16 protein-coding genes are annotated in these 24,896 nt (G+C 47.8%); 5 read left to right on the top strand and 11 right to left on the bottom strand.

The features are described from left to right. Nucleotides 1–16 precede the first annotated feature (16 nt). From L5M17_RS04700 to L5M17_RS04685, 4 genes are all read right to left on the bottom strand, one after another. Nucleotides 17–670: a hypothetical protein gene (locus tag L5M17_RS04700; protein ID WP_011790751.1), complete on the bottom strand. Its 654-nt coding sequence runs from the start codon at nt 668–670 to the stop codon at nt 17–19. Then, the gene (locus L5M17_RS04695; RefSeq protein ID WP_263145567.1) at nt 670–4,344 is read right to left on the bottom strand and encodes an ATP-binding protein; all 3,675 of its coding nucleotides are present in this window, start codon (nt 4,342–4,344) and stop codon (nt 670–672) included. The genes L5M17_RS04700 and L5M17_RS04695 overlap by 1 nt, the downstream gene beginning before the upstream one ends. Before the next feature lie 369 nt (nt 4,345–4,713). Further along, the gene (locus L5M17_RS04690; protein WP_263145564.1) at nt 4,714–5,325 is read right to left on the bottom strand and encodes a response regulator transcription factor; all 612 of its coding nucleotides are present in this window, start codon (nt 5,323–5,325) and stop codon (nt 4,714–4,716) included. Further along, entirely contained in the window at nt 5,325–7,343 is a 2,019-nt protein-coding gene (locus L5M17_RS04685; RefSeq protein WP_263145562.1) for a PhnD/SsuA/transferrin family substrate-binding protein, read from the bottom strand. Before L5M17_RS04685 ends, L5M17_RS04690 begins: the two co-directional genes overlap by 1 nt. Nucleotides 7,344–7,624: 281 nt before the next feature. On the opposite strand from L5M17_RS04685, the gene dsrO reads away from it, so the two are divergent. The 4 genes from dsrO to L5M17_RS23090 all read left to right on the top strand — a co-directional run bounded on the left by dsrO (nt 7,625) and on the right by L5M17_RS23090 (nt 14,230). After that, nucleotides 7,625–8,407 (top strand): sulfate reduction electron transfer complex DsrMKJOP subunit DsrO, encoded by a 783-nt coding sequence (gene dsrO / locus L5M17_RS04680; protein ID WP_263145559.1) that lies wholly within the window; start codon nt 7,625–7,627, stop codon nt 8,405–8,407. Further along, nucleotides 8,397–9,479 (top strand): NrfD/PsrC family molybdoenzyme membrane anchor subunit, encoded by a 1,083-nt coding sequence (gene nrfD, locus L5M17_RS04675; protein ID WP_263145557.1) that lies wholly within the window; start codon nt 8,397–8,399, stop codon nt 9,477–9,479. Before dsrO ends, nrfD begins: the two co-directional genes overlap by 11 nt. A gap of 35 nt (nt 9,480–9,514) precedes the next feature. Further along, nucleotides 9,515–12,622: a tetrathionate reductase subunit A gene (locus L5M17_RS04670; RefSeq protein WP_263145554.1), complete on the top strand. Its 3,108-nt coding sequence runs from the start codon at nt 9,515–9,517 to the stop codon at nt 12,620–12,622. Nucleotides 12,623–12,925: 303 nt separating this feature from the next. Continuing rightward, nucleotides 12,926–14,230, top strand: a complete 1,305-nt coding sequence (locus L5M17_RS23090; protein ID WP_113939130.1) for a methyl-accepting chemotaxis protein — start codon at nt 12,926–12,928, stop codon at nt 14,228–14,230. An 83-nt stretch (nt 14,231–14,313) separates the two neighbouring features. Here L5M17_RS23090 and L5M17_RS04655 read toward each other — a convergent pair whose 3' ends face one another. The 7 genes from L5M17_RS04655 to L5M17_RS04625 all read right to left on the bottom strand — a co-directional run bounded on the left by L5M17_RS04655 (nt 14,314) and on the right by L5M17_RS04625 (nt 24,046). Continuing rightward, the gene (locus L5M17_RS04655; RefSeq protein ID WP_131525486.1) at nt 14,314–15,015 is read right to left on the bottom strand and encodes a DUF3581 domain-containing protein; all 702 of its coding nucleotides are present in this window, start codon (nt 15,013–15,015) and stop codon (nt 14,314–14,316) included. Nucleotides 15,016–15,439: 424 nt separating this feature from the next. Next, nucleotides 15,440–15,670 (bottom strand): hypothetical protein, encoded by a 231-nt coding sequence (locus L5M17_RS04650; protein ID WP_263145552.1) that lies wholly within the window; start codon nt 15,668–15,670, stop codon nt 15,440–15,442. A gap of 159 nt (nt 15,671–15,829) precedes the next feature. Then, on the bottom strand, nt 15,830–16,225 hold the full coding sequence (locus L5M17_RS04645) for a DUF2391 family protein (RefSeq protein ID WP_263145549.1): 396 nt from the start codon (nt 16,223–16,225) through the stop codon (nt 15,830–15,832). A gap of 79 nt (nt 16,226–16,304) precedes the next feature. Beyond that, the gene (locus L5M17_RS04640) at nt 16,305–16,583 is read right to left on the bottom strand and encodes a peptidylprolyl isomerase (protein WP_006084190.1); all 279 of its coding nucleotides are present in this window, start codon (nt 16,581–16,583) and stop codon (nt 16,305–16,307) included. 159 nt (nt 16,584–16,742) lie between these two features. Then, entirely contained in the window at nt 16,743–19,061 is a 2,319-nt protein-coding gene (gene mrcB / locus L5M17_RS04635; RefSeq protein ID WP_168827694.1) for a penicillin-binding protein 1B, read from the bottom strand. A gap of 91 nt (nt 19,062–19,152) precedes the next feature. Beyond that, nucleotides 19,153–21,699: an ATP-dependent helicase HrpB gene (hrpB, locus tag L5M17_RS04630; protein WP_263145547.1), complete on the bottom strand. Its 2,547-nt coding sequence runs from the start codon at nt 21,697–21,699 to the stop codon at nt 19,153–19,155. Nucleotides 21,700–21,826: 127 nt separating this feature from the next. Beyond that, nucleotides 21,827–24,046 (bottom strand): putative bifunctional diguanylate cyclase/phosphodiesterase, encoded by a 2,220-nt coding sequence (locus L5M17_RS04625; protein ID WP_263145544.1) that lies wholly within the window; start codon nt 24,044–24,046, stop codon nt 21,827–21,829. A gap of 200 nt (nt 24,047–24,246) precedes the next feature. Between L5M17_RS04625 and thpR the strand changes: the two genes are divergently transcribed. Further along, a complete protein-coding gene (thpR, locus tag L5M17_RS04620; RefSeq protein ID WP_263145542.1) occupies nt 24,247–24,798 on the top strand; it encodes an RNA 2',3'-cyclic phosphodiesterase in 552 nt (183 codons plus the stop codon). Nucleotides 24,799–24,896: the final 98 nt, after the last annotated feature.

Raw genomic sequence — 24,896 nt, 5'->3', positions numbered from 1 at the left:
TTTAACAGTGCCAACATTAGATTAAGTCCCGCTGGGTCGCTGTTTCCGCCTGCGCTTCTAGGCTTAAACCTTCGGTTTCATCGATAAAACGAATGACTTCATACAGGTAATCCAGCTTGCCCGTGGCGATATAGATTTGCTTCTCCGCATTGGGTCGTACTAAATAGCCGAGTTCGACTAAGCGTTTGAAGACTAATTTGATTTGCGCATCGCTGTTAGTGCTGGTTGAGCCAAATAAACGATATTGGCTGAGCTTGGCTAACTGCTCACGGAACGCCGGCGTGTCTTCGATACGGCTTTGCAGCTCGGTTAAACGCACGGGCGCACCTTCGCTCAGCGGCGCATCTTGGCCACTGGCTTCTTGCACTAATACCAACCATTCCACCAGCGGGATCAATGCCTGACAGATATCTTTAAACTGCGATGAAATCACTTTACGTTCGGCATCGCCTAACTGTAAGTAACCGCAGAAGAACACATCACCTTCGGCGGCAGACGCCACGGTACGGTTGATTTGATTGAGATAAGCTTCAACCCGCTCGCGGGTACTGCTATTTTTAAGGGCGCGCCAGCCTTCTTCATTGGTGGTGCGACAAATAAACTCGCCCTTGAGTAACAGCTCAATCAAAGCGCCAGTGCCAACTAATACGGTTTGGGTTGCATCACTCATTAGATGGTCTCCTTCGACAAACGCTTATTCAACATGTCGGCAATTGGGTTGACTTTAGGCTTAACCACCTGCAACTTCTTAGTTTGTTTGTTGATAATGTAACGATTAGCGAACAAGTTCAGCACCTCAGACTCAGGGTTCGGGAAGGCGCCCAGCACACAAATATTGTTATTTTCGCAGGCATCGAAAATCTTCTTCACGTTGGTATGGTGCAAAGTGCCCAACTCATCAATTGGCCAGTGAATGGTCACATCGGCGCGGCCACGCAGCAAGCGCGTGAATGCCAACAGGAACTTACACAAAATCAGATACGCCATACCGTGGCTTGAGGATTCGTTAAGCTGTCTGTCGGTGCGGATAATTAAGTCGCTGTTACCTTCTTTAAGGCGCAGCTCGATTTCCAGCAACTTGGAGATGCCCCCCGTTAATGCGGCACGACCTATAATATCCAAGGCGCGGCGCATGCTGTTGGTGTAATCCTCATCGGGCAAGCCATTAAAACCATCGGCTTTCCAATGTTTAAAGGCTTTGACGAACTGTTCAAGCTCAGGCCAGAACTCTAACTCACTGATGCGCGAGCGAATACGCACAGCCGATTCAGACACGCCATCGAGGAATAACTCTTCGCCCACTTCGAGGGTAATACGCGCACTTTGGGACGCGATGCGGCGGTCGATATCAGCTAACACATCGTAGAAGGCGGTTAAGTCGACGCCGAAAATCCGTCCTTGCTCACGCAGCGCAGTAATCGATTGCGGCACGATCACGTTCAGCAATTGCTCAAGCTGTGGCACTAACTTACGGTAATCCAGCAGACGAATACCTTTATCGTTGATAAAGCTCGATTCTTCGCGGGCACGCTCCCAGGTTTCGGCAAGGCCCGAACCCGACTTGCTGGCGATCACTGAGTCAAAATGCTCCACATATTGCTTCACTGATCCCATCAGGTAATCGCGTTTTAGCAGCAAATCCTCACCTTGGCGCAGACGCTCGCCTAGGCTGCCTTGGGCTTCTTCATTATTGGTCGGTAACTTAAGCTCGGCGAGTTTACGCATTACGGCACGTAACTTAGTTAAGTTTTCAGAAGCTTCAACCTGCGCCGCATCGGACGCTTTACGCTCGGTTTCAAGTTGTTGACGGCGAGTCTTAACATCCTGAGTTTTCGCCTTAAGCTGTTGATCGATTTCCGATACCGCGCGCTTCACATCGCTAAGCTGAGTTTGCAGTTTAGGTTTGCGCGCAAGCCAAGTGTGTTGATACCAATCGTCGAAGCGCAGTACGTCGCTGCGACGCTGCTCGGCGCGGCTAATTTTAGTTTCTAAATCACGAATTTGTTGCTTGAGTTTGAGGATATTATCCTCATCCACACCGCGGGATTTAAGCTCGTTTTTGTACCAAGTCTCACAGGCTTTCTGCTCGATTTTGGCACTTTCGCGGCGTCCTTCAATGGTCGCTTTAATTTGGCCGAGTTGATTGTCGAGCGCGCCGATAACTTCCTGCCAATAGGCATTCTTTTCCATGCGCGCTTCAAGCGCTTGCTCTTTTTGATCTTCGAGCCAGAGTTCGTGCTGATGTTTAAGCTGTTTTAGCTCACCATCGAGTTGAGTCAGTCTTTGTCCAGCATGGGCTTTACGCTCGCTCAATGCTTTGTTGATTTTCTCTTGCTCGCTGCGCTTTTCATCAAATAGGCGACGCAGATCGTCACGGCTATTTTTGTACGCCGTGCGGGCAAAAGTCAGTTCACGACTGAGATTATCCAACTCGCCATTAATGGCCACCAGCTGAGATTCGGCCTCGGCCTGCATTTCTTGGGCACTAGTGTGGGCTTCTTCGGCTTTGCTTAACCGAATACGCAGCTCTTGTTCGGAGGCGGCATATTCAGGCACATCGATCGCTTTAAGATCTAAATGCACGCCAAAGAAAGCTTCGCTCGATTCAGTCACTAAGCTTGGATGTAAATCAGTGCGATGCAGTAGTTCAGGTGCGATCACTTTCCCTAAACTTTGCTCCCAGCCTTGGGATTCTTTACGCAGAAACTCCAACAGGGTGTGGGATTGCGGGAACAGCATGTGGTGCAGTTCATCCAGCGCAGTTTGACGCTCATTCACCCTTAAGGTGGCGATACGCAAGGCTTCGTTGGCTTGATCGCGTTTAGCTCTGAGCTTGCGCTCATCGCTGCTTAAACGTTCGACCTTGGCATTACAGCTTTCTTGTTCTTCGTCAGCGCGGTGGATACGTTCGTCGAAAATCGCTAGGCTTAGCTTTTCTTCTTCGGTGTAAGTCACACCATCGACACGCAATTTAAGCTCGGCAGCAGTGAGTTTGAATTGGTATTCCTGCTCGCTAAAGCTAGCCTTGCCCGCATCCATTTGGTTGCGCCATTGCAGCTCTAGGGCGTCGATATCGGTGCGCGCCACTTCACGTTGTTTATCGCGGGCTTCACGCTGCTTGTCTTGGTCGCTATGCAGGCCTTCAAGCTCGCGGTTTAACTGCTCGCCAATCTTACTGCGACGGGCATTGTACGCAGCCTCAATGTCTTGATGCTTCTCGGTTTGCAGCTTATGGCGTTCACTTAGGTTTTCAACATCAGTGCGCCAGTTTGGCAGCATCTCAAGATCGGCCTTGGCTTGCTCTATGTTGGCATCTAAAAAGGCAGCGTGCTGATCTTCAATAGCATCGAGCTCATACTCGCACTTTGCCACATCGCCCTTAGCTGCTGATAAATCGAGATTGAGCTCATCGCGCTGCTCTTTCCATTCATCATCAAGCAATCTGAGCTTTAAATTCAGCTCTTTAGATAAGGTTTGCTGAATATCTTGGCGATCGGCTTCTAAGGTTTCATCGTTGCGATAACCACGGGATAAACTCGATAAACGCAGTTCGGCGCTGAGCAGTTGGTTAAATTCTTGCTCGAGTTTCTCAAACTCAGGGCGAATGACTTCAAAGCCTTGGATAAGTTGGCTCTCACGGATCCATGCTTCAACGCGCTGCGGATTCAAACGTGAGCTGGGCGGATTAACCCCATCTTCCTCTAAAATGGCGGCGATCATGGATTTGACCGTCTCCATCTTGCCTTCTTTGGAGTGCACCGCTTTAGCGAGTTTTTCGATGTGGCGCAGGGAATGCTCGCCCTCACACAGGGCAAATTGGCGTGCATAACCGCGTAGTTCGCTGCGGTTGCTGCCCGTGCTTAATAGGGTGCGATCATTTTGAATAATGGCGCGATATTCACGGGTATTAAGCAAATTAGTGGTGGCGATACCGGCACGTTTTAAATCACGGCCTAATTCCGCCATGGTGTGGCACAGAATAGTGTCGCCATTTTGCGATTTAATATAATCGCTTAGCTCAAAACCTTTGGCGATAAAACGATAGTTAACGCCCTTACCATCACCCGCCGAGGCCAACACGGCTTGATACAGTAAGCCATCGGCCTTTTGATATTCGTAAATGATGTAGCTTGAATCGTGTGGCAAATACCAACGCTCGAAACTGTCGCGGGTCGAAGGCACCACGCGGCTTGGGTATTCACCATAAAAAACAGGGACTAGACGTTGTAATGTCGTTTTACCCGAGGCGTTAGTACCACAAATGTTGGTATGACCATTGAGGGCGAGTTCCACCACGCCCGGAAGGTGCGTATCAATCAGCACAATACGAATCAAGCTTGCCATTTCATTCCTTATGCAAACAGGAGAGTCTTATCTAAGCTGCAGAAGCTTCTACACAAATAAGAGAAAACAATCCAAGAGGGCCACTGACATTAAAATCGTCACTGTAAATAAACACTTTAAAAAAGTGACTAAAAAGTGATGTTAAAAATCGTGGCCTAAAAATAGTGCCCCTAAAATAAGGCAATCACAGTGTATTGGCAATTAAGCGGCGATGCACTAATGCCTTGGCTCACATCTCAGCCCATTGCTCAGCAAAAACATAACCCTATAGCTAGGCTCAAATCAAACGGCCAATCATACGACAACTTAGCCAAAATAGGCGGCTAACAAAGCGGCAATTAGCGCGATAAAAGGTAAATTCCAGCGGATTTATTCGAGACGCAGGCGTTCGGCAATCCGACTGTAGATCAGCATCATTTCCGCCAGCGATCCCACTTGCATGCCTTTCATCAAATTGGCGCGGTGGATCTCAACCGTGCGCATGGCAATACAGAGACTATCGGCGATCTCTTGGTTCTTCAGTCCTTGGGCAATCAGGTTGAGTATTTCCCGCTCCCTTGGCGTGAGCGCTTGATAAGTCTCAAGATACTGATTGTCTTGATGATGCGCCTTGGTATGTTCCAACGCTTTGACAACCGCTTCGGCTAACTTAGCGCCATCGGCGGGCTTTTGGAAAAAATCCACCGCACCTAATTTAAGCGCATCTACCGCCATTGGCACATCGCCATGGCCGGTGAGATAAATCACCGCTAGCGGACTATTTTTTGCCACTAATTCAAGGTGCAACTGTGGGCCACTCAAACCCGGCATACGCACATCGACCAGCACACAACCCGGTAGTGTTAAGTCAACTGTGGTAAAAAAGGCTTCGGCACTATCAAAGTCGGTGATCTTAAGGCCATAACTTTCAAGCATAAAACGCAAAGAACGACGCACTGAGTCATCGTCATCGATTAAATACACAGGTAAGGCAAGACTCATTATTGTGCTCCATTGGGTTCAGATTTACGCGGTATAGCCACCTGCGCTTGGCAACCGCCACCCATAGCACTTTCTAAGCTAAACGTACCACCATGGCTCTCGGCAATATCACGGCAAATCACTAAGCCTAAACCTAACCCCTCTGATTTAGTGGAATAAAATGCTTGCATCAGCAGACTGGTCTCTTCGGTTAACCCTGTGCCATTATCTGTGACTGTCAGCAAGAGCGTACATTCTTGATAGCGAAGATCGATATCGATCGTAGGTGTGTATGGCTTTTGCGTGATGCTCTGTTCGGTGCCACTGGATTCAAGCTCTAACCGCTGAACGCAGGCGTCAAAGGCATTTTTCAGCAAGTTAAGCAACAACTGCTGCATGCCAACTTCATCGAGGGACTGTAAATAGGGTTCACCATTCACATTGACGGCAAGGTTTATCTGATGTTGTTCAAACTCATAGGCGAGCAGCGGCACAGTATCATTGACTAACTCATGCAGATACAAAGGCTGTTTTGACACAGGTCGCTTCTTCAATAAATTACGTAAGCGACTGATAATACTGTCGGCGCGTGTGACTTCCTGCTGGATCAGCGCCAATACAGATTGCAACTCCTCAGGGCTCGTCCCCCGCTGTAATCGCACTTCGGCGCCATGACAATAATGGCCAATCGCCGCCAAAGGTTGATTGAGTTCATGGGAGAGACTCGCGCCAAGCTCGCCCGCGATAGCAATACGTTGGGCATGTTCCAGTAACGCACGGTTTTCATTGAGCTGGCGCTGAGTGTTAATCAACTCACGGCCACGACGACTAAAGCGGTATTCAAGCCAAAAATGATACACATTGAGTAAAACCAAAATCCCTAAAACAAGCCAAGCCCATTGTTGATGTAACTTGATCCACTGCCACGCTCTTTGCCACCATGGTGCCTGCAAAGGGTGCATATCGAGATCTTTAAGCAGTTGATCGATCGCAAGCTGACTCACGGCCGTGGTCCAGCCCGCAGAATCAGCAGACTTAGCGGCGAGATGATCTTCAGGCAGCGCTAGCAAAGCTTGAGTCACACTTTTAGCCAGAGACTGGGAGGCGCGATTAGTCTTTGCCATAGACCAGTTGGGATAAAGGTGAGTCGAGACTTGGCAATTAAATCCCGCAGGCGCTTGATTATCGAGCACTCGATAATGGGCGATATTAATAAGACCTTCCGTCTGCATCTGCTCAAGCTGACACACTGGCACCACAGCCGCATCCAGTCGATTGTCTTTCGCCGCATCATCACCACTTTTTTGATCATCTAACTGATACAACAAATTATCTAGCGGAAACCCCAACGGAATGATCTCTCCCACAAAGCGAGGCAAATCTATGCCCTTTAGCTGCGCTTCGTACACTAAGGTCAAGTAACCGCCGAAGGCATTTTTCGATACGATCCCGAGTCGACGTCCCTTAAGATCAATTAAGGTGTGATAGGGTGAATCGGCGCGCACCACCAGCGCCGAGCCCACTTGCATTGCCGCGCCATTATTTAACGGACTGCGCAGGGTCGCCAACCAAGTAAGGGAATATTGCCGTGCCAGCAACACGGATTGCCCTGGGTTTGTGATCACAAAATCGAGCCCTTGGGTTTCAACACCCTTAGCTAGCTCATCAAGGGTGAGAGGATGTAACCTAAAGTAACTGTTGGGAATTTGGGTTTCGAGCCACCCCATCAAAGGTTGCCAGCGGTTGATGGTTGCCTTATAACCGCGGATGGCTAACACGCCAACATCGACCACTTGATAACTGGGCTCTTCGATAGCAACTTGAGCAACAACCTCAGGGTCAGTTAAGCCCGAATGCACACTTTGATTCAGTGGCTGCGAAGCAAACACCTTAACCGAAGCCAGCAAGCATAGGAATAACACTGCGTTCCTTGGCTTTTTTCTCGGTATTGCCACGGAATGTGGAGTGCTCAGAATCGATAACGGCCACTTGACCGATACAGCTAAGCGAAACACATTTTTCATCATCCTCAATAACATGAAATGCAATCCTTTATCCCCAGTCACTCACACTAAAATCAAGTCCAACTCAAGCTAAGAAAAGGCCAAACTCAAGTAACAAAAAATAAAACCCTAGCATTTTGAAGGCTATTCTAACGGATATTTGTTGCGCTAGATCAAGTCCACACCCGATATGTGGAAAACCACTATAGTTATGCCGCCTCCCCTTTTACAGAATGCCTGTAAACCTCGCCATAAACCTTAACTCTAGGTCTATGAGCCAGTTTATTCGCCATCTGCAAGTAGTGAAGGAAATCTGTATGGACAAGAGTAAACGTCAGTTTCTCGGCAAAATGGCCAGCGTCAGTGTTGGCGCCGCACTCATCCCTGTCGTGCAAGTGTATGCACAGGATGATAAGCGCAGCCCTCAAATGCACAGTGCCAGCGAAGACCAAGTGGGTAAACGTTACGGTATGGTGATCGATCTACGCCGCTGTGTGGGCTGCCAAGCCTGTACCGTCGCTTGCACTATCGAGAATCAACCGCCCCTCGGGCAATTTCGCACCACAGTGCAGCAGTATGAAGTCTCGCAGCAGGAAGATACCACTCCGCCTGCGTTTTTAATGCTACCAAGACTTTGTAATCACTGCGAAAACCCGCCCTGCATCCCCGTTTGTCCTACGGGCGCGACCTTCCAGCGCAAGGACGGCATAGTGGTCGTCAACAATGAATGGTGTGTTGGTTGTGGCTATTGCGTGCAAGCCTGCCCCTATGATGCGCGCTTTATCAACCACGACACCAATACCGCCGACAAATGTACCTTCTGCGCCCACAGGTTAGATGCAGGGTTACTGCCCGCCTGTGTCGAAACCTGCGTAGGAGAAGCCCGTGTGATTGGCGATCTGAATAATCCCAACAGCCAGATAAGCCAACTGCTCGCCGCCAACAAAACCGATATCAAGGTGCTCAAACCGACGGCCAACACTGCGCCACGGGTGTTCTACATCGGCATGAGCAGCGCTTTTGAGGACAAGATTAGCGGCCAAGCCCCCGTTAGAACCTTACTTACCGATACTGGCGAGGAGATCCACCATGGTCATTAAAGAAATCTTTACCCCAGATATCGCCATTACTTGGCTACCTTGGGCAGTGCAATACTTTTTTATGATGGGGCTCGCCTACGCCAGCGTATGGGTAGCGACAATACATTTGTTCAGCCAACCCAAACCAGATGACAGATTGCTGAAGCTCTGCGCCTGTTTAATGTTAACCGCAGGCATAGTCGCCCCTATCGCCTTACTCGCCGATTTACACCAACCGCTGCGGGCTTGGCATTTTTATGCGCAAGTTCGCCCTGATTCTTGGATGTGGTATGGCGCCTTTTTACTGCCCGTATTCTCGGGCACCAGCGCAGTGTTTGCTTGGCTGCTACTGCGTCAATATCTGCCTAAGCGCACCACGAATCAAGACTCAGATTGGGTGAATAAAATAGGCCAATTACTGAGATTCGGTGATTGGAACAGTGACAAATTCATCAAGCCGATCGCACTGATCACGGCCCTGAGTGCCTGCAGTATCGCCCTCTACACTGGCATGGAAACCATGGCCATTGAGGCGCGGCCACTGTGGCATACCTATTGGCTGCCACCTTTGATGGCAATGAGTGCCCTGCTCGCCGCCTGCGGCACTTTGGTGGTACTGAATCGACTATTAAAGGGCTACCAACAGCGCACCCAAGACAGCCTATTACTCTGGGTAAGAGCAAGTTTTGGTCTATTCGCCCTATGCCTTATCGGCTGGGCGTTATTCGATAAGGGCTCGGCCCCTGAAGCCGCATTATTGCTTGAAACCAGCCCAAGCTGGCAACTTGCTGCAATCTGGGTACTGGTCACACTCGCCGTGCTGGCACTGATGCTCGCCATTCGTCACTTACCCAATATGGCAATGCTAATCATCAGCCTCACGGCCATTCACCTTGCGTGGGGATTTCGCTGGATAGTGCTAATTCAAGCGCAAACCGATCCTAAATACGGCGCAGGGACTTACCTCTATCAACTACCTTGGGGACCCGAAGGGCTATTAGGCATAGCCGGTACCTTCGGCCTCTGGTTAGCATTAATGGCGCTGGTCTCCGAACTTATTCGCCACACGCCTGCGGCAAAACTTGCTCGCTGAGCACCCAAATAGTTTACAGAATTAAGGAGTCCATCATGGATAAGAGTAAACGTCGTTTTATCAAAGGGGCCGCTGTAACGGGTGGTGTGGGATTATTTGCTGCGGGTTATAGCCATACATTAGCGCAAATAGGTAAAGGTGTCGTCAATGGTACCTCAGGAAAACCAACCCAAGATCCGCTGCACGGCAATTCCTTAGCACCTGAATACAAAATCGATTTACAGTCAGGCCAGTTAATCAGCAATGACGATCAACGCATCGCCAATACTATGTGCTTAGGTTGCTGGACCAAATGCGGCGTGCGCGCTCGTATCGATCAAAAAACCGATAAAATCATCCGTATCAGTGGCAATCCTTATCATCCGTTGTCATCGCGGGAACATATCGATTTCGATACACCGATCAAAACCGCCTTTGTTGGGCTTAGCGCCTTTCAAGAACAGGGGCAGCAAGGACGTTCCACCGCCTGCGCCCGCGGTAATGCCATGCTAGAACAATTAGATAGCCCACACCGCGTCACACAATGTCTTAAACGTGTGGGTAAGCGCGGCAGCGGCCAATGGCAGAGCATTAGCTTTGAGCAATTGCTGAATGAAGTCGTCGAAGGTGGTGATTTATTTGGTGAGGGGCAAGTCGAAGGCTTAAGAGCGATTCGTGATATCGCCACGCCACTCGATACCAATAATCCAGAATACGGCCCTAAAGCTAATCAGTTACTGGTATCAAACGCCTCAGATGAAGGCCGCGATGCCATTATCAAACGCTTTACCTTCAACAGCTTTGGCACCCGAAACTTTGCCAACCACGGCGCTTACTGTGGATTTACCTACCGCGCCGGAGCAGGCGCTTTATTGGATGATTTGAAAAAATACGCCCACTTGAAACCCGATTGGGACCATAGCGAATTTTTACTCTTTATCGGCACTTCACCGCAGCAATCGGGCAATCCCTTTAAACGCCAAGCAAGACAATTGGCTAACGCGCGGGTGAATAACACCAATTTCAGTTATGTGGTGGTGTCGCCCATGCTACCCAATACCTCGAATCAACCTTGCGCGGGTAACAATACTTGGCTGCCGATCCGCCCCGCCACCGACTCGGCACTCGCCATGGGCATGTTGCGCTGGATTATTGATAATCAGCGCTACGCCGCCGATTTTTTGAGTGCGCCCAATGTCGATGCAGCAAAAGCATCAGGTTACCGTGGTTTTAGTAACGCAGGCTTCTTGATCGTCAGCGAACCTACCCATCCAAGATATGGCCAATATCTCTTTGCCAGCGATCTTGGCTTACCTTTCGACGGCAAAGCCTATGGCGAGCAAGACTCGCAGTTGGTTGTCGATGCCGCGAGTGGCAAGATAGTTTTCGCGAGCCAAAGTCAGAAAGCCAAGCTCGACGTTGACCAAAACGTCGACACGCCTAAGGGAATGATTGCGGTTAAATCTAGCTTCCAACTGTTAAGTGAAGCGGCGCAGAGCTTCGGGATGGCACAATATGCCAAGGAGTGCGATATCAGCGAAGCGCAAATTATCGCCCTTGCAGATAAATTTACTAGCCATGGCACTAAGGCCGCGGTGATCTCCCACGGCGGCACAATGAGCGCCAATGGTTTTTATAGCGCTTGGGCAATCATGATGCTCAACGCCATGATAGGTAACATCAATTTAAAAGGTGGCGCATTAGCTTCCGGCGGTTCCTTTCCCGCCTTTGGTAAAGGCCCAAGGTATAATCTGCAGGAGTTTGACGGCATGGTCGAGCCTAAGGGCGTATTCCTATCGCGATCTAAATTCCCCTACGAGAAAACCTCAGAGTATCGCCGTAAAGTCGAAGCGGGCGAATCACCTTATCCAGCCAAGGAGCCTTGGTTCCCGATTTCATCGCCCTTGCTTGGCGAACATTTAACCGCGGCGGTGCACGGTTATCCCTATCGACTCAAAGCATGGATTAACCACATGGGCAATCCGATTTATGGTCAAGCGGGCCTAGGTGAAGCCATTGGTGAACAACTGAAAGATCCCAAAGTGCTGCCACTGTTTATCAGTATCGACAGCTTTATTAACGAAACCTCGGCGCTATCGGATTATATCGTGCCCGACACATTAACTTACGAGTCATGGGGTTGGAGCCCTTCGTGGCATGGGACTCTGACGAAGGAAACGACAGGTCGCTGGCCGATTGTCGAACCAAGGGTCACAAAAATTGCCAGTGGTGATGTGGTCTGCATGGAGTCTTTCTTAAGCCAAGTGGCGATGAAACTGCAACTACCCGGCTTTGGCGAAAATGCCGTTAAGGCCGCCGATGGCAGCTTACATCCGTTAACGCGCGCGGCGGATTACTCACTTTACGGCGCCGCTAACGTGGCCTATTTGGGTAAAGCCGTCGCCGATATTAACGCTGAGGACATGTATCTTAGCGGTGTGAGTCGCATTCAAGCCGAACTCAATACCAGACTCAAGCCAGATGAAGTCAAAAAAGTTAGCTACTTATTTGCCCGCGGCGGCCGCTTTGAAAATATGAGCGGTGCACGGGATGAAGTGGGGAATCCAACCAAGGTTTGGCCAAAACCTATGATGCTGTGGAATCCCGAAGTGGGCAGTCGCCGTAACAGTCTCACAGGGGAATTTATGAGTGGCTGCCCACGCTTATATCAACCCGCCTTAGCCAATGGCACACCGCTCGATAAGGTGTTTAATAAATCACAATGGCCTTTGCTGATCAGTAGTTACAAATCCCACACCATGAGCTCTATGAGTATTGGCTCGGATCGTTTGCGCCAAGTGCACCCTAATAATCCAGTGCGACTGAACGAGAAGACCGCCAGTCGCTTTGGGATCAGCACAGGTGACACGGTCAAGATCAGCACGCCCAACGGCAGCGTTATTGCCTTAGTGGAATGTGTTGCCGGAGTGCACCCTGACTGCATCGCTATCGAACACGGTTATGGCCATAAGGAACTCGGCGCGCGGGACGTAGTGATCGACAACCTTAAAATCGCCGCCAATCCGCTGATCCGAGTCGGCATCAATATGAACGACTTGAATCTGTTTGATCCGAGTCGCCACGGCCGCTACCCGCTGGTGGATTGGGCAAGTGGCGCTTCGGCCAGACAAGGGCTACCAGCTAAGATTGAAAAACTAAGCTAACCGCCGAGCATAGATGACACTTAAGAAGCTGCCCTTTGGCAGCTTTTTCTATGGCCTTAATTCAATCTGATTAAGTCTAATCGCATCATTAATGCTTTCTAGCTATGCCTATTCGCGAATAAACCGAGGAATAGTGATCTTTTTTACTCAATTTAGGTATATAGATCCGGATCACGCGTTTCATAGAAATAAACCACATATTAAAATCACAGCTATATTTATCAGTATATCTAGCTCGAAATATCGAGCTTTCAATAAAGAACTGCAGTTTTTGAGTCAGTTAGACTCATCAGGAGTATCTCAGTGTTCAACTCTTCATTACGTAAAAGCCTAGAAGTGAGTGAAAGTAAACGCCAAGAGGCGGAGTCGATCATCGACTCGATTAAGCACAGTATTGCCACAGTAGAATTTACGCCTGATGGAATAATTCTCGATGCTAATGCGTTGTTTTTAAAAACGGTAGGTTATTCACTTAATGAAGTCGTAGGCCAACATCACAAACTATTTTGCTCAGCGGCTTATGGTAATTCTGCTACCTACCAGCAATTTTGGAGCAATCTAAAAGCAGGTCATCCACAGGAAGGCAATTTTGCACGAGTGAATAAAAATGGCCAAGAGATCTGGCTTAGAGCCACTTACTTCCCCATAAAACAGGCAGGTAAAGTCGTTAAAATAATGAAAACAGCCGCTGATATCACCCAAGATAAGCACCAACTTGACGACCAAGCGGCCATTTTTAATGCCTTGAATCGCTCGCAAGCCATTATTGAATTCACTACCGATGGCACGATTTTGAAAGCCAATACTAACTTCTTAAAGACAATGGGATTTAGCAAAGAGCAGATTATTGGTAAACACCATCGTATTTTCTGTTTTGATGAGTTTTATCGACAAAATCCACACTTTTGGGACGATCTAAAGCAAGGTCGATATAGCAGCGGTCTCTTTGAACGTAAAAATGCTTATGGCGATTCGATTTGGTTAGAAGCGGCATACAATCCTATTATGGATGAGCAAGGTAAAGTAGTTAAAGTGATTAAATTTGCGAGCGATATCAGCAAGCGGATCGAGCAAAGCCACGCTGTACGTGAAGCCGCCAATATTGCACTGACCACGTCACAACGTACCGTCGAGCAAGCAGAACAAGGCGTACATTTACTCAATGCGACGGTAAATACCTCTAATGCTATTGCCGAGCAAACCCATAAAGCGACCTTGGCGATAACTCAACTCAATGAACAATCTCAAAGTATTCAAGCGATAGTCGCAACCATTAGTTCGATTGCCGATCAAACTAATTTACTAGCATTAAATGCCGCAATTGAGGCCGCACGAGCGGGGGAACAAGGCCGAGGTTTTGCCGTTGTCGCCGATGAAGTAAGGCAGCTTGCTTCCAGAACCAGTAAATCAACCAGTGAGATTGCCGCCGTCGTCACTAAAAATACACAACTCACCACAAGTGCAACTAGCATGATGAACGAAGTTGAAGGTATTGCACTGGAAGGAAAACAACAGTTAGCGGAGGTAACATTGGTGATGGGAGAAATACGTAGCGGCGCGGAAAACGTCTCAGCAATCGTGTCGCAGCTATCAGTCAATAACAATTAATTGCTAACATTTAATCGCGCTATCAAGGATTGCATGGCGCTTTATCTAAAAGACAAAACGCCAACCTATTGCTTTTACGTCAATCAATAATCAGTTTTACGACCTTCATAGGTGGCGCGCATTTGCTGTACAAGAACCTCATCGTAAGCACGTAATCCACTCATCACTAAGGTTTTGATACCTGTGCCAACTAAAGTGTCGCCACTGTGTAATTCAAAATGCAATGTCACATCGCCACGTTTACCGTCGATTTTTAAATCTTGGCCAACGAGTGATAAGGTCACTTGCACAAAATCGAGGGTAGTTAAGTCAAACGACATACTTTCGTAAATCACTAAAGGCCGTTCTGGGTTGATCATCACTTGATGTTGTTTCATCAAAGGGATCAGAATATCGATAAAATTATGCCCAGAGAAAGCAACATATTGACGAATAAAGGATTCGGTCTGCGCATCGCAACAACTCACATCGCCATGACGGCTGACATTAAGATAGGTTTTTTCACGACTATCGCGAATCGAAAAACTCTCGCTCACTTGTTCAGGGAATTGCAGTTCGACGCTATCACCCACCATACCCGCAAAGCTAAACTTCATGCTCTGGCTCAAACCATATTGAGTCAATACTAGGGCAAACAGTAAATCTCCCGGTACGCAAAAGCGTTTTGCCCCCACATCGTGGATAGGATTAAAGTCCTGCGCAATTTTCTTCGCGAAGTCACTGGCTTGTTGTGCTGAAACGGAAATAGCTTGATTTTGCTTAGAAAAATAAGGCGCTAGAAACATATAAACTCTATTTGTAATAACTCAATACAGGGATGGATAACAAAATTATCACGAGTTTACCTTAAATTAGGTATTTAACTCACCCGATGACTTGACCCACGTAAGGCGTACAAAGTAACACCCTGCCCACATTTGTAAAGCCAAACAAATGACAGGGGTATCAGGATCTGTTGACGTTTCAGGTTCATTCTGCAGATATTAGGCGGAATTTTATGCAAGATAGAGCCTTTATGGCGTGATGACGCGACATATAACAGCCGATAATGCCGCAGAAATGTTAGCTAAATAAGGCCGTTTTCATCCCTCGTGACTCATTTAAAATAACTCAACATCATTTATCGTTTGGCGAGCAATACCTTGTCAGAACAAATAACATCTAAAACGTAAGTATTGCCTAGCCACCGATAAGCCAAGGAATAAATCGTTAGACCTTTTTAAATTCACGCTTTAACTGAAAACCATCGTCAGTGGCTAACTGCTCTAGCACTTCGATACGCTGACGAAGGATGGCTAACTCGGTCTGAAAAGCTTGGTTTTCGGCCACTTGCTCACAAGTCGACACACCTTGTTTGTTGCGGATTTTCATTATAGCGACCACATATCCGCCAACAATTGTGAGTATTGGGATAAGTAAAGCGAGGGCACCAGTGTTCATCGTCATTTCCTTTATCTATTGGCGTTATCGTTATCAAGCTCAAAATTTAGATCTGCTTATGACGCTTAATCAATGTCAAAGTCAGAACATGGAAATAAGTATGCGCAAGACAACCGCAATCAACCAGTGACAAAAGTCATGAGATTTAGCGAAACAGTGTCATTCTTTATCAAAACTATCCACAACAATAGCGCCCATAGAGGCTGGCATAGTGATCACTATGATCCGTTTTATAGAGGTTAGTGGGTCCTCAAAAAATGGCACTTTATCGAAGCAAAGCAGCACGAGGAAAACCACGAGGGCAGTGAGCAAATACGCCACCACGATACGAAAAATAAACACAGGAACGCGGGAAGCAATATTCTGTTGGAACACGCTGTGATAGGTGAATACCCCAAGAAAGAGCAGCGATAAACTAAAAAGCATACCGATATTCAATAAAGGTAAAGTCTCACCGAGATGCCACGCTTCCTCAGAAAATGCAACGGGGACCGCAAGGGCAAAAGCCCCTACGCAAACTTGGCTTGCATCTTCGGTGTTAAAACTAAATTTCATACTGATCGCTCCCTAATCTTCCAATCTATTTGATTAGTCGAAAATAACGTTCGGTGAAGATGCGCTTATTACTGGGGTATTAAGTGCGATACAGCACTTTAACCACATGCCAGCCAAACTTAGTTTTCACTATATGTGGCACCAGTAATTCACCTGAAAATGCAACCTTATCGAACTGTGGCACCATTTGGCCTTTTTTGAACTCGCCTAAATCGCCACCTTTTTTGGCCGAAGGGCAAGAGGAAAAACGCTTAGCGAGCACAGCAAAATTAGCACCATTATTCAGCTGCTTAACAATATCCTCAGCCTGTTCTTTGTGTTTCACTAAAATATGCACAGCGGCAGCGGTTTTAAACATGTCATTTCTCACTTTGGATTAACGTCCCGTGCAAAGGGAAGATTGGCGCCCCGAGTTTGCCCTCGATCACACCACTTCCATCGGCGCAGGTTCTACTGACTAAAAGGTTTTATATCCAACGCATAAGTGCGTTATTGGCCCATTATCGCCCCTATTAACCTAGAAAATTTTCTGCCACCACTGCAAAGGGTCGCCGCAGTTATTCACAGGACGATAGGTCGCAGCTAATGCCGGAAGCGCATCGACATTGCTGCAAGTGGATTCCTTAGCCACACCTGTATCTCGGTCAAAAAAGCCCTTCACTACGCCGTTCACAGGGATTGAGCGCAGACTAATAGGTGGACGTTCCTTTAAGAAGGCAAGATAAACGGCCATGGCGCCACTGCTACCATACAAACTGGTTTTGCCGTTATCGTCACGCCCAACCCAAATGGCGGCGACATTACGCTCATCAAAGCCCGCAAACCAAGAGTCGCGGCTGTCGTTACTGGTGCCAGTCTTACCCGCAAGTCCAACGCCAGGGAAAGCATTACCTAAACGCGTCGCCGTTCCCGTATTTACCACTTGCTGCATAGCAAATTGAATTAAGAAATCTGTCTCAGGTGCTATAGCTTGCTCTTTAGGCAATCGCGTCACTGGCAATGGGTTCTTATCAGAATCTAGCACAGCGGTCACTGTGGTTAACTTACGGTAAACACCGCTATCAGCTAAGGTTTGGTACACTTGCGCTACCATTAATGGCGAGCCATTGACGGCGCCGAGTAACATGGAGGGATACTCGTTTAACGGCTCCTGCCAACCCGATTTAGCCAATGTTGTTGCAACCGCATCCACACCCACAGCAATCCCAAGGTTTACCGTCGGTACGTTCATCGACTTTTTCAATGCCGTTAACAAAGGCACCTGACCACTGAACTTCTTATCAAAGTTTTGTGGTGACCATGTCTTACCTTGCTCGCTTTTTAAGGTAATAGGTTGATCTTTAAGAGGTGTCGCTAAGGTAAATTGGCTATTAGGTGCCAGAGCCGTAGCATACACAAAAGGCTTAATTAACGAACCAATAGGACGACGAATTTCAACCGCGCGGTTAAAGCCATCAAATCCTGGGGTTTTATCGCCGACCATAGCCGCAATACCGCCAGTGTATTTGTCGGTCACGACCATACCAATCTGCAATGATTTATTGCTCTTATCTAAACTCTTGAGGGTTTGAGTCACCGCAATTTCGGCGGCTTCTTGGGCCATAGGATCGAGCGTGGTATAGATTTTCACCCCAGATTGCTTCAATAGCGCATCGCCATAACGCTCGTTCACTTCCTGTTTTACCAAGGCGAAGAAGGAAGGCAATTTTTGATGTGCTGGTTTATTGAGATTACGGATCCCTAAGGGTGACTCTACCGCCACCTTGTACTCCGCCGTGGTTAAATCCCCCGCATCCATTAACAAACGCAATACTAGATCACGGCGTTCTTGAATACGATCCGGATATTTCCATGGATTGTAGTAAGACGGTCCCTTAATCGCAGCCACTAAGAATGCCTGCTGGGAAATAGTCAACTCACTGATAGGACGGCCGAAATAGAAACGTGAGGCCAAACCCATACCATGGACGGCGCGGGATTTATCCTGCCCCATGTACACTTCGTTAAGATACGCTTCGAGGATTTCGTCTTTGCTGTAACGGAAATCTATAATCACTGCCATCAAGGCTTCGCGAACCTTACGCAGCAAGGAACGCTCACTCGAAAGGAAAAAGTTTTTCGCTAACTGCTGAGTTAACGTCGAGCCCCCTTGCACAGTGCGACCGGCGCTGATGTTCACAAAAGCCGCGCGCGCAATCGCGAAGGGATTCACACCATGGTGTTCATAAAAACTACGATCTTCCACCAGCAGTAACGCCTGCACGATTGACTTTGGCATTTCTTCGGTCGGCACAAACAGCCTGTCTTCACCGTCGCCAGTAATAATGCGGTCGAGCAATACAGGCTCAAGGTGGAATACGGCGAGTTGACGCTTGTCTGAGACTCGAGTGACCGAACTGATGCCATTGCTGTCGAAGCTGATCATGACTCTTTGTTCGACTTGATCGCCTTCTGGATGCAAAAACGGTCGACGCCACAATTCAATACGAGTGCTCGATGCCGAAAACTCTCCCACTTGGCGCGGGTTAGCGACTTTGCGATAGCCGAGCAACTTAAGCTCAGCCATCATTTGCGGATGGCTGACTGCCGCACCAGGGTACAGCGCCATAGAGCGGCTAAACACCTGTGCTGGCAAATGCCATTTTTGGCCTTCAAATTTTTGCGCAATAATTTGATCAAGATAAATGCTGTAAAAAGTCACTACAGCTAATCCAGCCAAGCCTAATTTCCAACTGATAGACCAAATTCGTCGAAATAAACCGCGGCCATGATTAGCCCGACGGGAAGCGGGTGATTTTTTTGTCGTCTTAGTTGTCATATCTACTTCATCATTCATGCATTTAAAGACATCAGCCATAGGCACAAAGCTAACGTGGTGCGAATCAAAGTGTTTCATAACAAAATGTTATAAAACCAGCGGCGTGGTGCTAGGGCTGAGCTAAACCCAAGGTTTTCTTCTTGGTAAATTTTGTCGGCAGTGTATTCACAGGGTCGTCTGGCCACAGATGTTTTGGATATCGACCGCGCATTTCCTTCTTAACTTCCACATAAGGTCCCTGCCAAAAGCTGGCTAAATCTGCCGTCAAGGCTAATGGACGCTGCGCCGGAGAGAGTAATTCCATCGTCACCTTTAGTTTGCCCTGCGCCAACATAGGACTCTGCGCCATGCCAAAGGTTTCTTGCAGACGTACACGCAGCAGCGCACGCCCAGACTCGTCGTATACTATTGGCGCAGAGGTACCAGTCACTAACGGCCAAGAGGTTGGCAATAACTCGTCAAGTCGCTGTTTCTGCTGCCAGCTCAAACAGTTTGCCACAAAACCAAAGCAATCAAGCTTAACTAATTGCGGCAGATTATTCACATTTTCGAGGTAAGGCGCCAGCCAAGTTTCTAGGCTCGCTAATAATGCTTCATCATCAACCTTGGGCCAGTCACTGCCCGCGTCAAACTCAGTTGCCAGTTTGAGCCTGTGTTGAAACTGTTCTAAGTTAGCGTTCCAATTGAGGATTTGTAATCCTTGCTGGCGAATATAGCCCAGTAAGGCCGCGACAATTTGCTTGCGCTCAGGCTTAGCAATCGTCTCGGCTTTTACTAAAATTTGTCCGACCTTGTATTGGCGCTGCGCAATCACTCGACCTTTAGCTTCATCCCAGCCACAGATCTCATGAATGTCCAGCAAACCTTTTAGCTCGCCGTCGAACAAGCTTGGCTGAAGCTGACTCGCTAAGTAAATCCGCCCAGCGTTTCTGCCTTCAGTTTCTTGAAAATCCGCCACCACCATCCACGGCGTTTGCGCCAATGCATCATCGGCTGCGAGCACGACGCCAGTACCATTGGCTAATTGGTAGCCCTCAACACCGCGGGCTTTAGCGATACGATCCGGATAAGCAAGTGCTAATAATAACCCCACATCGCTGTGGTGTGCATGGGTCGCTATCTTAGACAAATCCGCTGCTAATCCTAGCTTTTTCTGCCACTGTTTTGCCTGTTGCCCAGCTTGTCCATGACAGGCAAAGTGCAGGTAATTCATGATATCGGCGCCCTTTTTAGGCAAACCACGCGCCTCTAAAACCCCCGACAACAAGCAGGCCAAACTGCCCAATTGCGTTGCTTGTTCGTTAGCATTATTGACTCCCCCATTGTTTGCGCCCAAACTTTTTGCGCCCAATAACATATGAGCAAGCCTTGGGTGACACCCTAGCTCGTAGGCCGCTTTACCGTGGGGAGTGAGTTTATTTTGAGCATCGACCATGCCTAAATCTTGTAACAGTTTCCACGCCAACGCCTCATGCACACTTGGTGGCGGCGTTAACAACATCAAGTCGCTAAAGGATTTTGCGCCCCAGTAAGCACAATCGTGGGCCATAGCCACCAGATCCGCTTGGCTGATCTCGGGTTCATCGGCCCTGAGCATGCGGCCATGTTCTTCTTGGCTCCACAGGCGAACACACACACCCGCTGATAAACGCCCAGCGCGACCACTACGCTGAGTTGCGGAGGCTTGGCTTATACGTTTCAAGCCTAAGCGGGTGACGCCGGTTTTAGGGTTAAAACTCGCTTGTCGTTTATAGCCACTGTCGATAACAAACCCTATACCTTCAATGGTTAAGCTCGATTCCGCCACGTTAGTGGCTAGCACAATTTTACGCCGGCCATCTATAGTTGCAGCGATCGCGCTATCTTGCTCGGCACCCGAAAGTTCACCATAAAGAGGGCAAATCAAAAAGGCATCGTCCGCTAAGCGCTCGCGCAAAAACTGCTGTAATCGTAAGATCTCCCCTTTACCGGGTAAAAACACGAGCACGGCATTATTGGCAGCCGTTTTATCAACACTGACACTGCTGGCCGAGACCAGTTCGAGCACGCAGCGGCCGAGGTGATCGATCCAATGCTGCTGAGTTGGCACAGGGCGATATTCGATGTCGACAGGAAAACTCCGGCCTTCGCTGTGCAAGGTCACCGCTTCTGGCATGAGTTCAACTAAAGCAAGACCTGATAGAGTCGCTGACATAGCTAATATCTTTAAATCGTCCCGCAGTGAAGCTTGCACTTCGAGCGCTAGGGCAAGACCTAAATCTGTGGTGAGGTGACGTTCATGAATTTCATCGAAGATGATCATTCCAATCCCAGTTAACTCGGGATCTTGTTGGATCATTCGCGTCAGTATGCCTTCGGTGACAATTTCTAAACGGGTATTAGTGCTGATTTTAGCTTCACCGCGGACGCGATAGCCAACTTCTTGCCCCACCTTTTGCTGGCGACAGCTGGCAATATAGTGCGCCACACTACGCGCCGCGACACGCCGCGGTTCGAGCATTAAAATGCGTCCGCTGATTTCTGGCCAATCCAACATAGCCAAAGGTAACGCCGTTGATTTACCCGCACCTGTCGGTGCCTCGAGGATCACTTGAGCGTGACGAGAAAAAGCCGCGCGCAGCGGTGCTAATAAGCTATGAATAGGTAGAGAGTTCAAGAAAAAGACATCAGCGGCCAAGACAGGGCGTCAGTGTACTAACAATCGGCTTTGAGTACCATTTCGCAGCAAACATTATCAAGTCAGTGCTGACATAAGTAACAGCTCAAGGCTGCCATGCCCAAGATTACAGCTGTGGATAGGGAGCAAAAATCTCACGCTTTTCGAGCCAAGGTTGACTGAGCCCTGACTGTAGTTCAGCTAAGCGTATCGGTTTATTGATGGCGTAACCTTGAGCATAGTCGACGCCTAAGGCTTGCAATCTCCACCCTATTTCTTGGGATTCGACAAATTCAGCAACCACATCAAACCCCATATCTTGACCAAGTTGGCAGATGGATTTTACGATCGCCTGATCCGCAGAGTCTTCGCAAATATTGACGACAAATTGGCCATCAACCTTTACAAAATCCACATTGAGGCGCTTAAGGTAAGCAAAGCTAGAAAAGCCTGCACCAAAATCATCGAGGGCTAATTTACAATTGAGTGGACGAAGTATCTCGAGTAACTTTGTCGCTTGATCAAGCTGACTCACAGCCGCGGTTTCAGTGATCTCGATGCAAAGCTTATCCACCAGCTCAGGTTCGGCCATCAAACGCATTTCTAGCCAATTCATAAACTCATGATCGCCCAAAGAAGTTGCCGACAGATTCACAGACACAAGATCCAATTGCTGCCAAATATCTAAATGACTACCACCCCACTTGAGCAAATTATCGATCACCCAAAGATCAACCTTAGAAGCCAAGTTGTATCTCTCGGCGGCGGGTAAGAAGATAGCAGGAGACACTATAGTGCCGTTAGTCTGCACCATACGCAGTAGGATCTCTAAATGTAAGCCAGTTTCCTCGCGGTTTAACGGCACTATGCTTTGAAAATAAAGCTCAAATTGATTTAACGCGAGTGCGCTGACGATATCAACAGAGGCCATCATCTCGGTGTAGAGACGGTTCATTTTAGGATCGCTCGCACTGTATAAATGCCAGCCATTTCGGCCTTGATCCTTCGCTAATCGACACGCAGCGTCAGCTTGACTCATGACGGTATAAATATCGGCAGATTTTTTATCTAGCCTAGCAATTCCCATACTAACACTGACATTGTGACTACGACTTTCCCAAATAAACTCATGATTTGCTAACTGGGTACAAATCCGCTTAGCAATCTGTTTCGCAGAGTCCACATTGCAGTAATGCATCAGGATACCAAACTCATCGCCCCCTAAACGGGCAACAATATCGCCTTTACGTACGAGCTGTTTCAAACGTAATGCGACTTGGCAAAGCAGCTTATCGCCCGCCTGATGGCCACTGATATTGTTAATGACTTGGAATTGGTCTAAATCGAGAAATGCCACGCAAATAGGCATATCGTCGTGGGCATGTAGTAGGTTTTCTAATAGGGCTTCGAAATGTAGCCGATTAGGTAAACCCGTAAGTGCATCATAATTGGCATGGAAGGATAACTCATCGGCTAAGCGGTACTTTTCACTGACATCTTCGGCAATCATGACTAAAGTATCTTTATCGCCGCTAATCTGGCTAAAACTCAGTTTCAACCAAGTTAATTGATGAATTGATTTTAAAGGTAATTCACACCAAGCTTGGCCGAGCACGCCTTCTCGTACCACATGTAAGGTATCGGTTAGCATGGCGTGTTCTTCCTCACGCACCATGTCGAATAAATCATAGCCATGTTGAATTGGCAGGGTTTGCAGAGCGACTTTATTCAGCATAGTCAATTGATCATGCTTATCTAACAAGGCGCAAGCTAAGGGCAACTGGTTGAATACTTCACAGTATTTATGTTCACAGGCAAGCATGCTCAAAGCAATACGCGTCAATTCCATCGCAGAGCCAATCATCACAGCAGCGTGATTAAACTCACTTATAAACTCTTCGCTCCATTCACAACATTCTGAGCAATTGACAGCCCCCAAGGCAATACGGGTTTCGCCAAACACGACTGGCGGCAATACTAATAGACTCTTGACGTCCCAATCCCTTAATAAAGCCCGCTCAGCCTGAGCATCGGCAGGTAAGGTATTCACATCAGCCAGATTTAATAGACGCGGAGTACGGACAAGAGAGCGAAAAAATGGCATTCGTGCCAAGGGCCAGACTCGGGTTTGTTGGCCTTGGGCAAATTGAGGTTTTAAATACAGATTACGCGTGCGTAAACGATCCAGTGACTGGCTTCCGGTTAATACAAATACCCCGTCACAATGCAGTTGCAAAGTAATAGTCTCAAGCGCTCTGTCAACATTCTGCTCTAAGGTTTCTAGCGGGGATTCACTAAAAATACTGACCAAAGCCTGTTGGAGTGGATTAGCTAAACCTACTGACATGAAAAGTCTCTTCCTTACCTAAAAATCCATTTAAGGTATTATCGACGTGCATTAAGTATAGGCTCACAGTGAATTAAACGTCTGCTTGAGTCACAAATTAGCTGATAAATTCAACAGCTAGATTAACGCTCAAATGCGCTTAACGTCAAAGTGTTCGCTGAGATAATCCATATTAAGCCCTCCAAAAGGATGATAAACCGATGCAACAAAGGCTATTCCTCGGCTTCGCTCCCACAGATAGTCAAAGGGTATATCTAAGTGAATTGCAGCAGCTATTGATATGCCACCTTAATCCTGAGGCGAAAGCGGTGAGTGTCAGCAATCTGCATTTAACGCTCTGCTTTATGGGTCAAGCTAACAACGAGCAAAAAATCGCCCTCCTTGATGCGGTTGACCGCTTAGTGAAGCCAAGATTTAGCGTTCGGCTTAACCAGCTCGATGTATGGCCCAATGCGCAAGTATGTTGCTTGAAAGGCGATGATATTGAGCCGCCGTTAGCGCAATTCGCTAAACAGACGCAAGAAATTGCTGACCGACTGCAATTGCATCGGAATGAGCACAACTTTTGCCCGCACATCAGTTTATTTAGAAAAGCAAAACAATGGACACTAGATAAGTCGGCTTTATTGCAACTCAAAGGTATTAATACGCTGACGTTAACGCCCGATAATTTGCATTTATATCATTCAAAAAGCACAAGCACGGGTGTCGAATATCACATCCTAGATTCGTGGGCGCTCGGTGAGCTTTAAATCAAAAACAAAAAGCCCGAGTATCCACTCAGGCTTTATTTTTAAACTTATGAATCAATCCATTAATCAATACTAGAATAAAAATAGCAGTTAACTAG

This window comes from Shewanella sp. SW24 (assembly GCF_025653395.1).
Taxonomy (GTDB): Bacteria; Pseudomonadota; Gammaproteobacteria; order Enterobacterales; family Shewanellaceae; genus Shewanella; species Shewanella oncorhynchi.
This window is presented reverse-complemented; position numbering and strand designations above follow the sequence as displayed.

What these genes read in the sequence shown, in the direction of transcription:
- L5M17_RS04700 (WP_011790751.1), bottom strand. Translation starts at nt 670, where the DNA reads ATGAGTGATGCAACCCAAACCGTATTAGTTGGCACTGGCGCTTTGATT.
- L5M17_RS04695 (WP_263145567.1), bottom strand. Translation starts at nt 4,344, where the DNA reads ATGGCAAGCTTGATTCGTATTGTGCTGATTGATACGCACCTTCCGGGC.
- L5M17_RS04690 (WP_263145564.1), bottom strand. Translation starts at nt 5,325, where the DNA reads ATGAGTCTTGCCTTACCTGTGTATTTAATCGATGACGATGACTCAGTG.
- L5M17_RS04685 (WP_263145562.1), bottom strand. Translation starts at nt 7,343, where the DNA reads ATGTTATTGAGGATGATGAAAAATGTGTTTCGCTTAGCTGTATCGGTC.
- dsrO (WP_263145559.1), top strand. Translation starts at nt 7,625, where the DNA reads ATGGACAAGAGTAAACGTCAGTTTCTCGGCAAAATGGCCAGCGTCAGT.
- nrfD (WP_263145557.1), top strand. Translation starts at nt 8,397, where the DNA reads ATGGTCATTAAAGAAATCTTTACCCCAGATATCGCCATTACTTGGCTA.
- L5M17_RS04670 (WP_263145554.1), top strand. Translation starts at nt 9,515, where the DNA reads ATGGATAAGAGTAAACGTCGTTTTATCAAAGGGGCCGCTGTAACGGGT.
- L5M17_RS04655 (WP_131525486.1), bottom strand. Translation starts at nt 15,015, where the DNA reads ATGTTTCTAGCGCCTTATTTTTCTAAGCAAAATCAAGCTATTTCCGTT.
- L5M17_RS04650 (WP_263145552.1), bottom strand. Translation starts at nt 15,670, where the DNA reads ATGAACACTGGTGCCCTCGCTTTACTTATCCCAATACTCACAATTGTT.
- L5M17_RS04645 (WP_263145549.1), bottom strand. Translation starts at nt 16,225, where the DNA reads ATGAAATTTAGTTTTAACACCGAAGATGCAAGCCAAGTTTGCGTAGGG.
- L5M17_RS04640 (WP_006084190.1), bottom strand. Translation starts at nt 16,583, where the DNA reads ATGTTTAAAACCGCTGCCGCTGTGCATATTTTAGTGAAACACAAAGAA.
- mrcB (WP_168827694.1), bottom strand. Translation starts at nt 19,061, where the DNA reads ATGAATGATGAAGTAGATATGACAACTAAGACGACAAAAAAATCACCC.
- L5M17_RS04625 (WP_263145544.1), bottom strand. Translation starts at nt 24,046, where the DNA reads ATGTCAGTAGGTTTAGCTAATCCACTCCAACAGGCTTTGGTCAGTATT.
- thpR (WP_263145542.1), top strand. Translation starts at nt 24,247, where the DNA reads ATGCAACAAAGGCTATTCCTCGGCTTCGCTCCCACAGATAGTCAAAGG.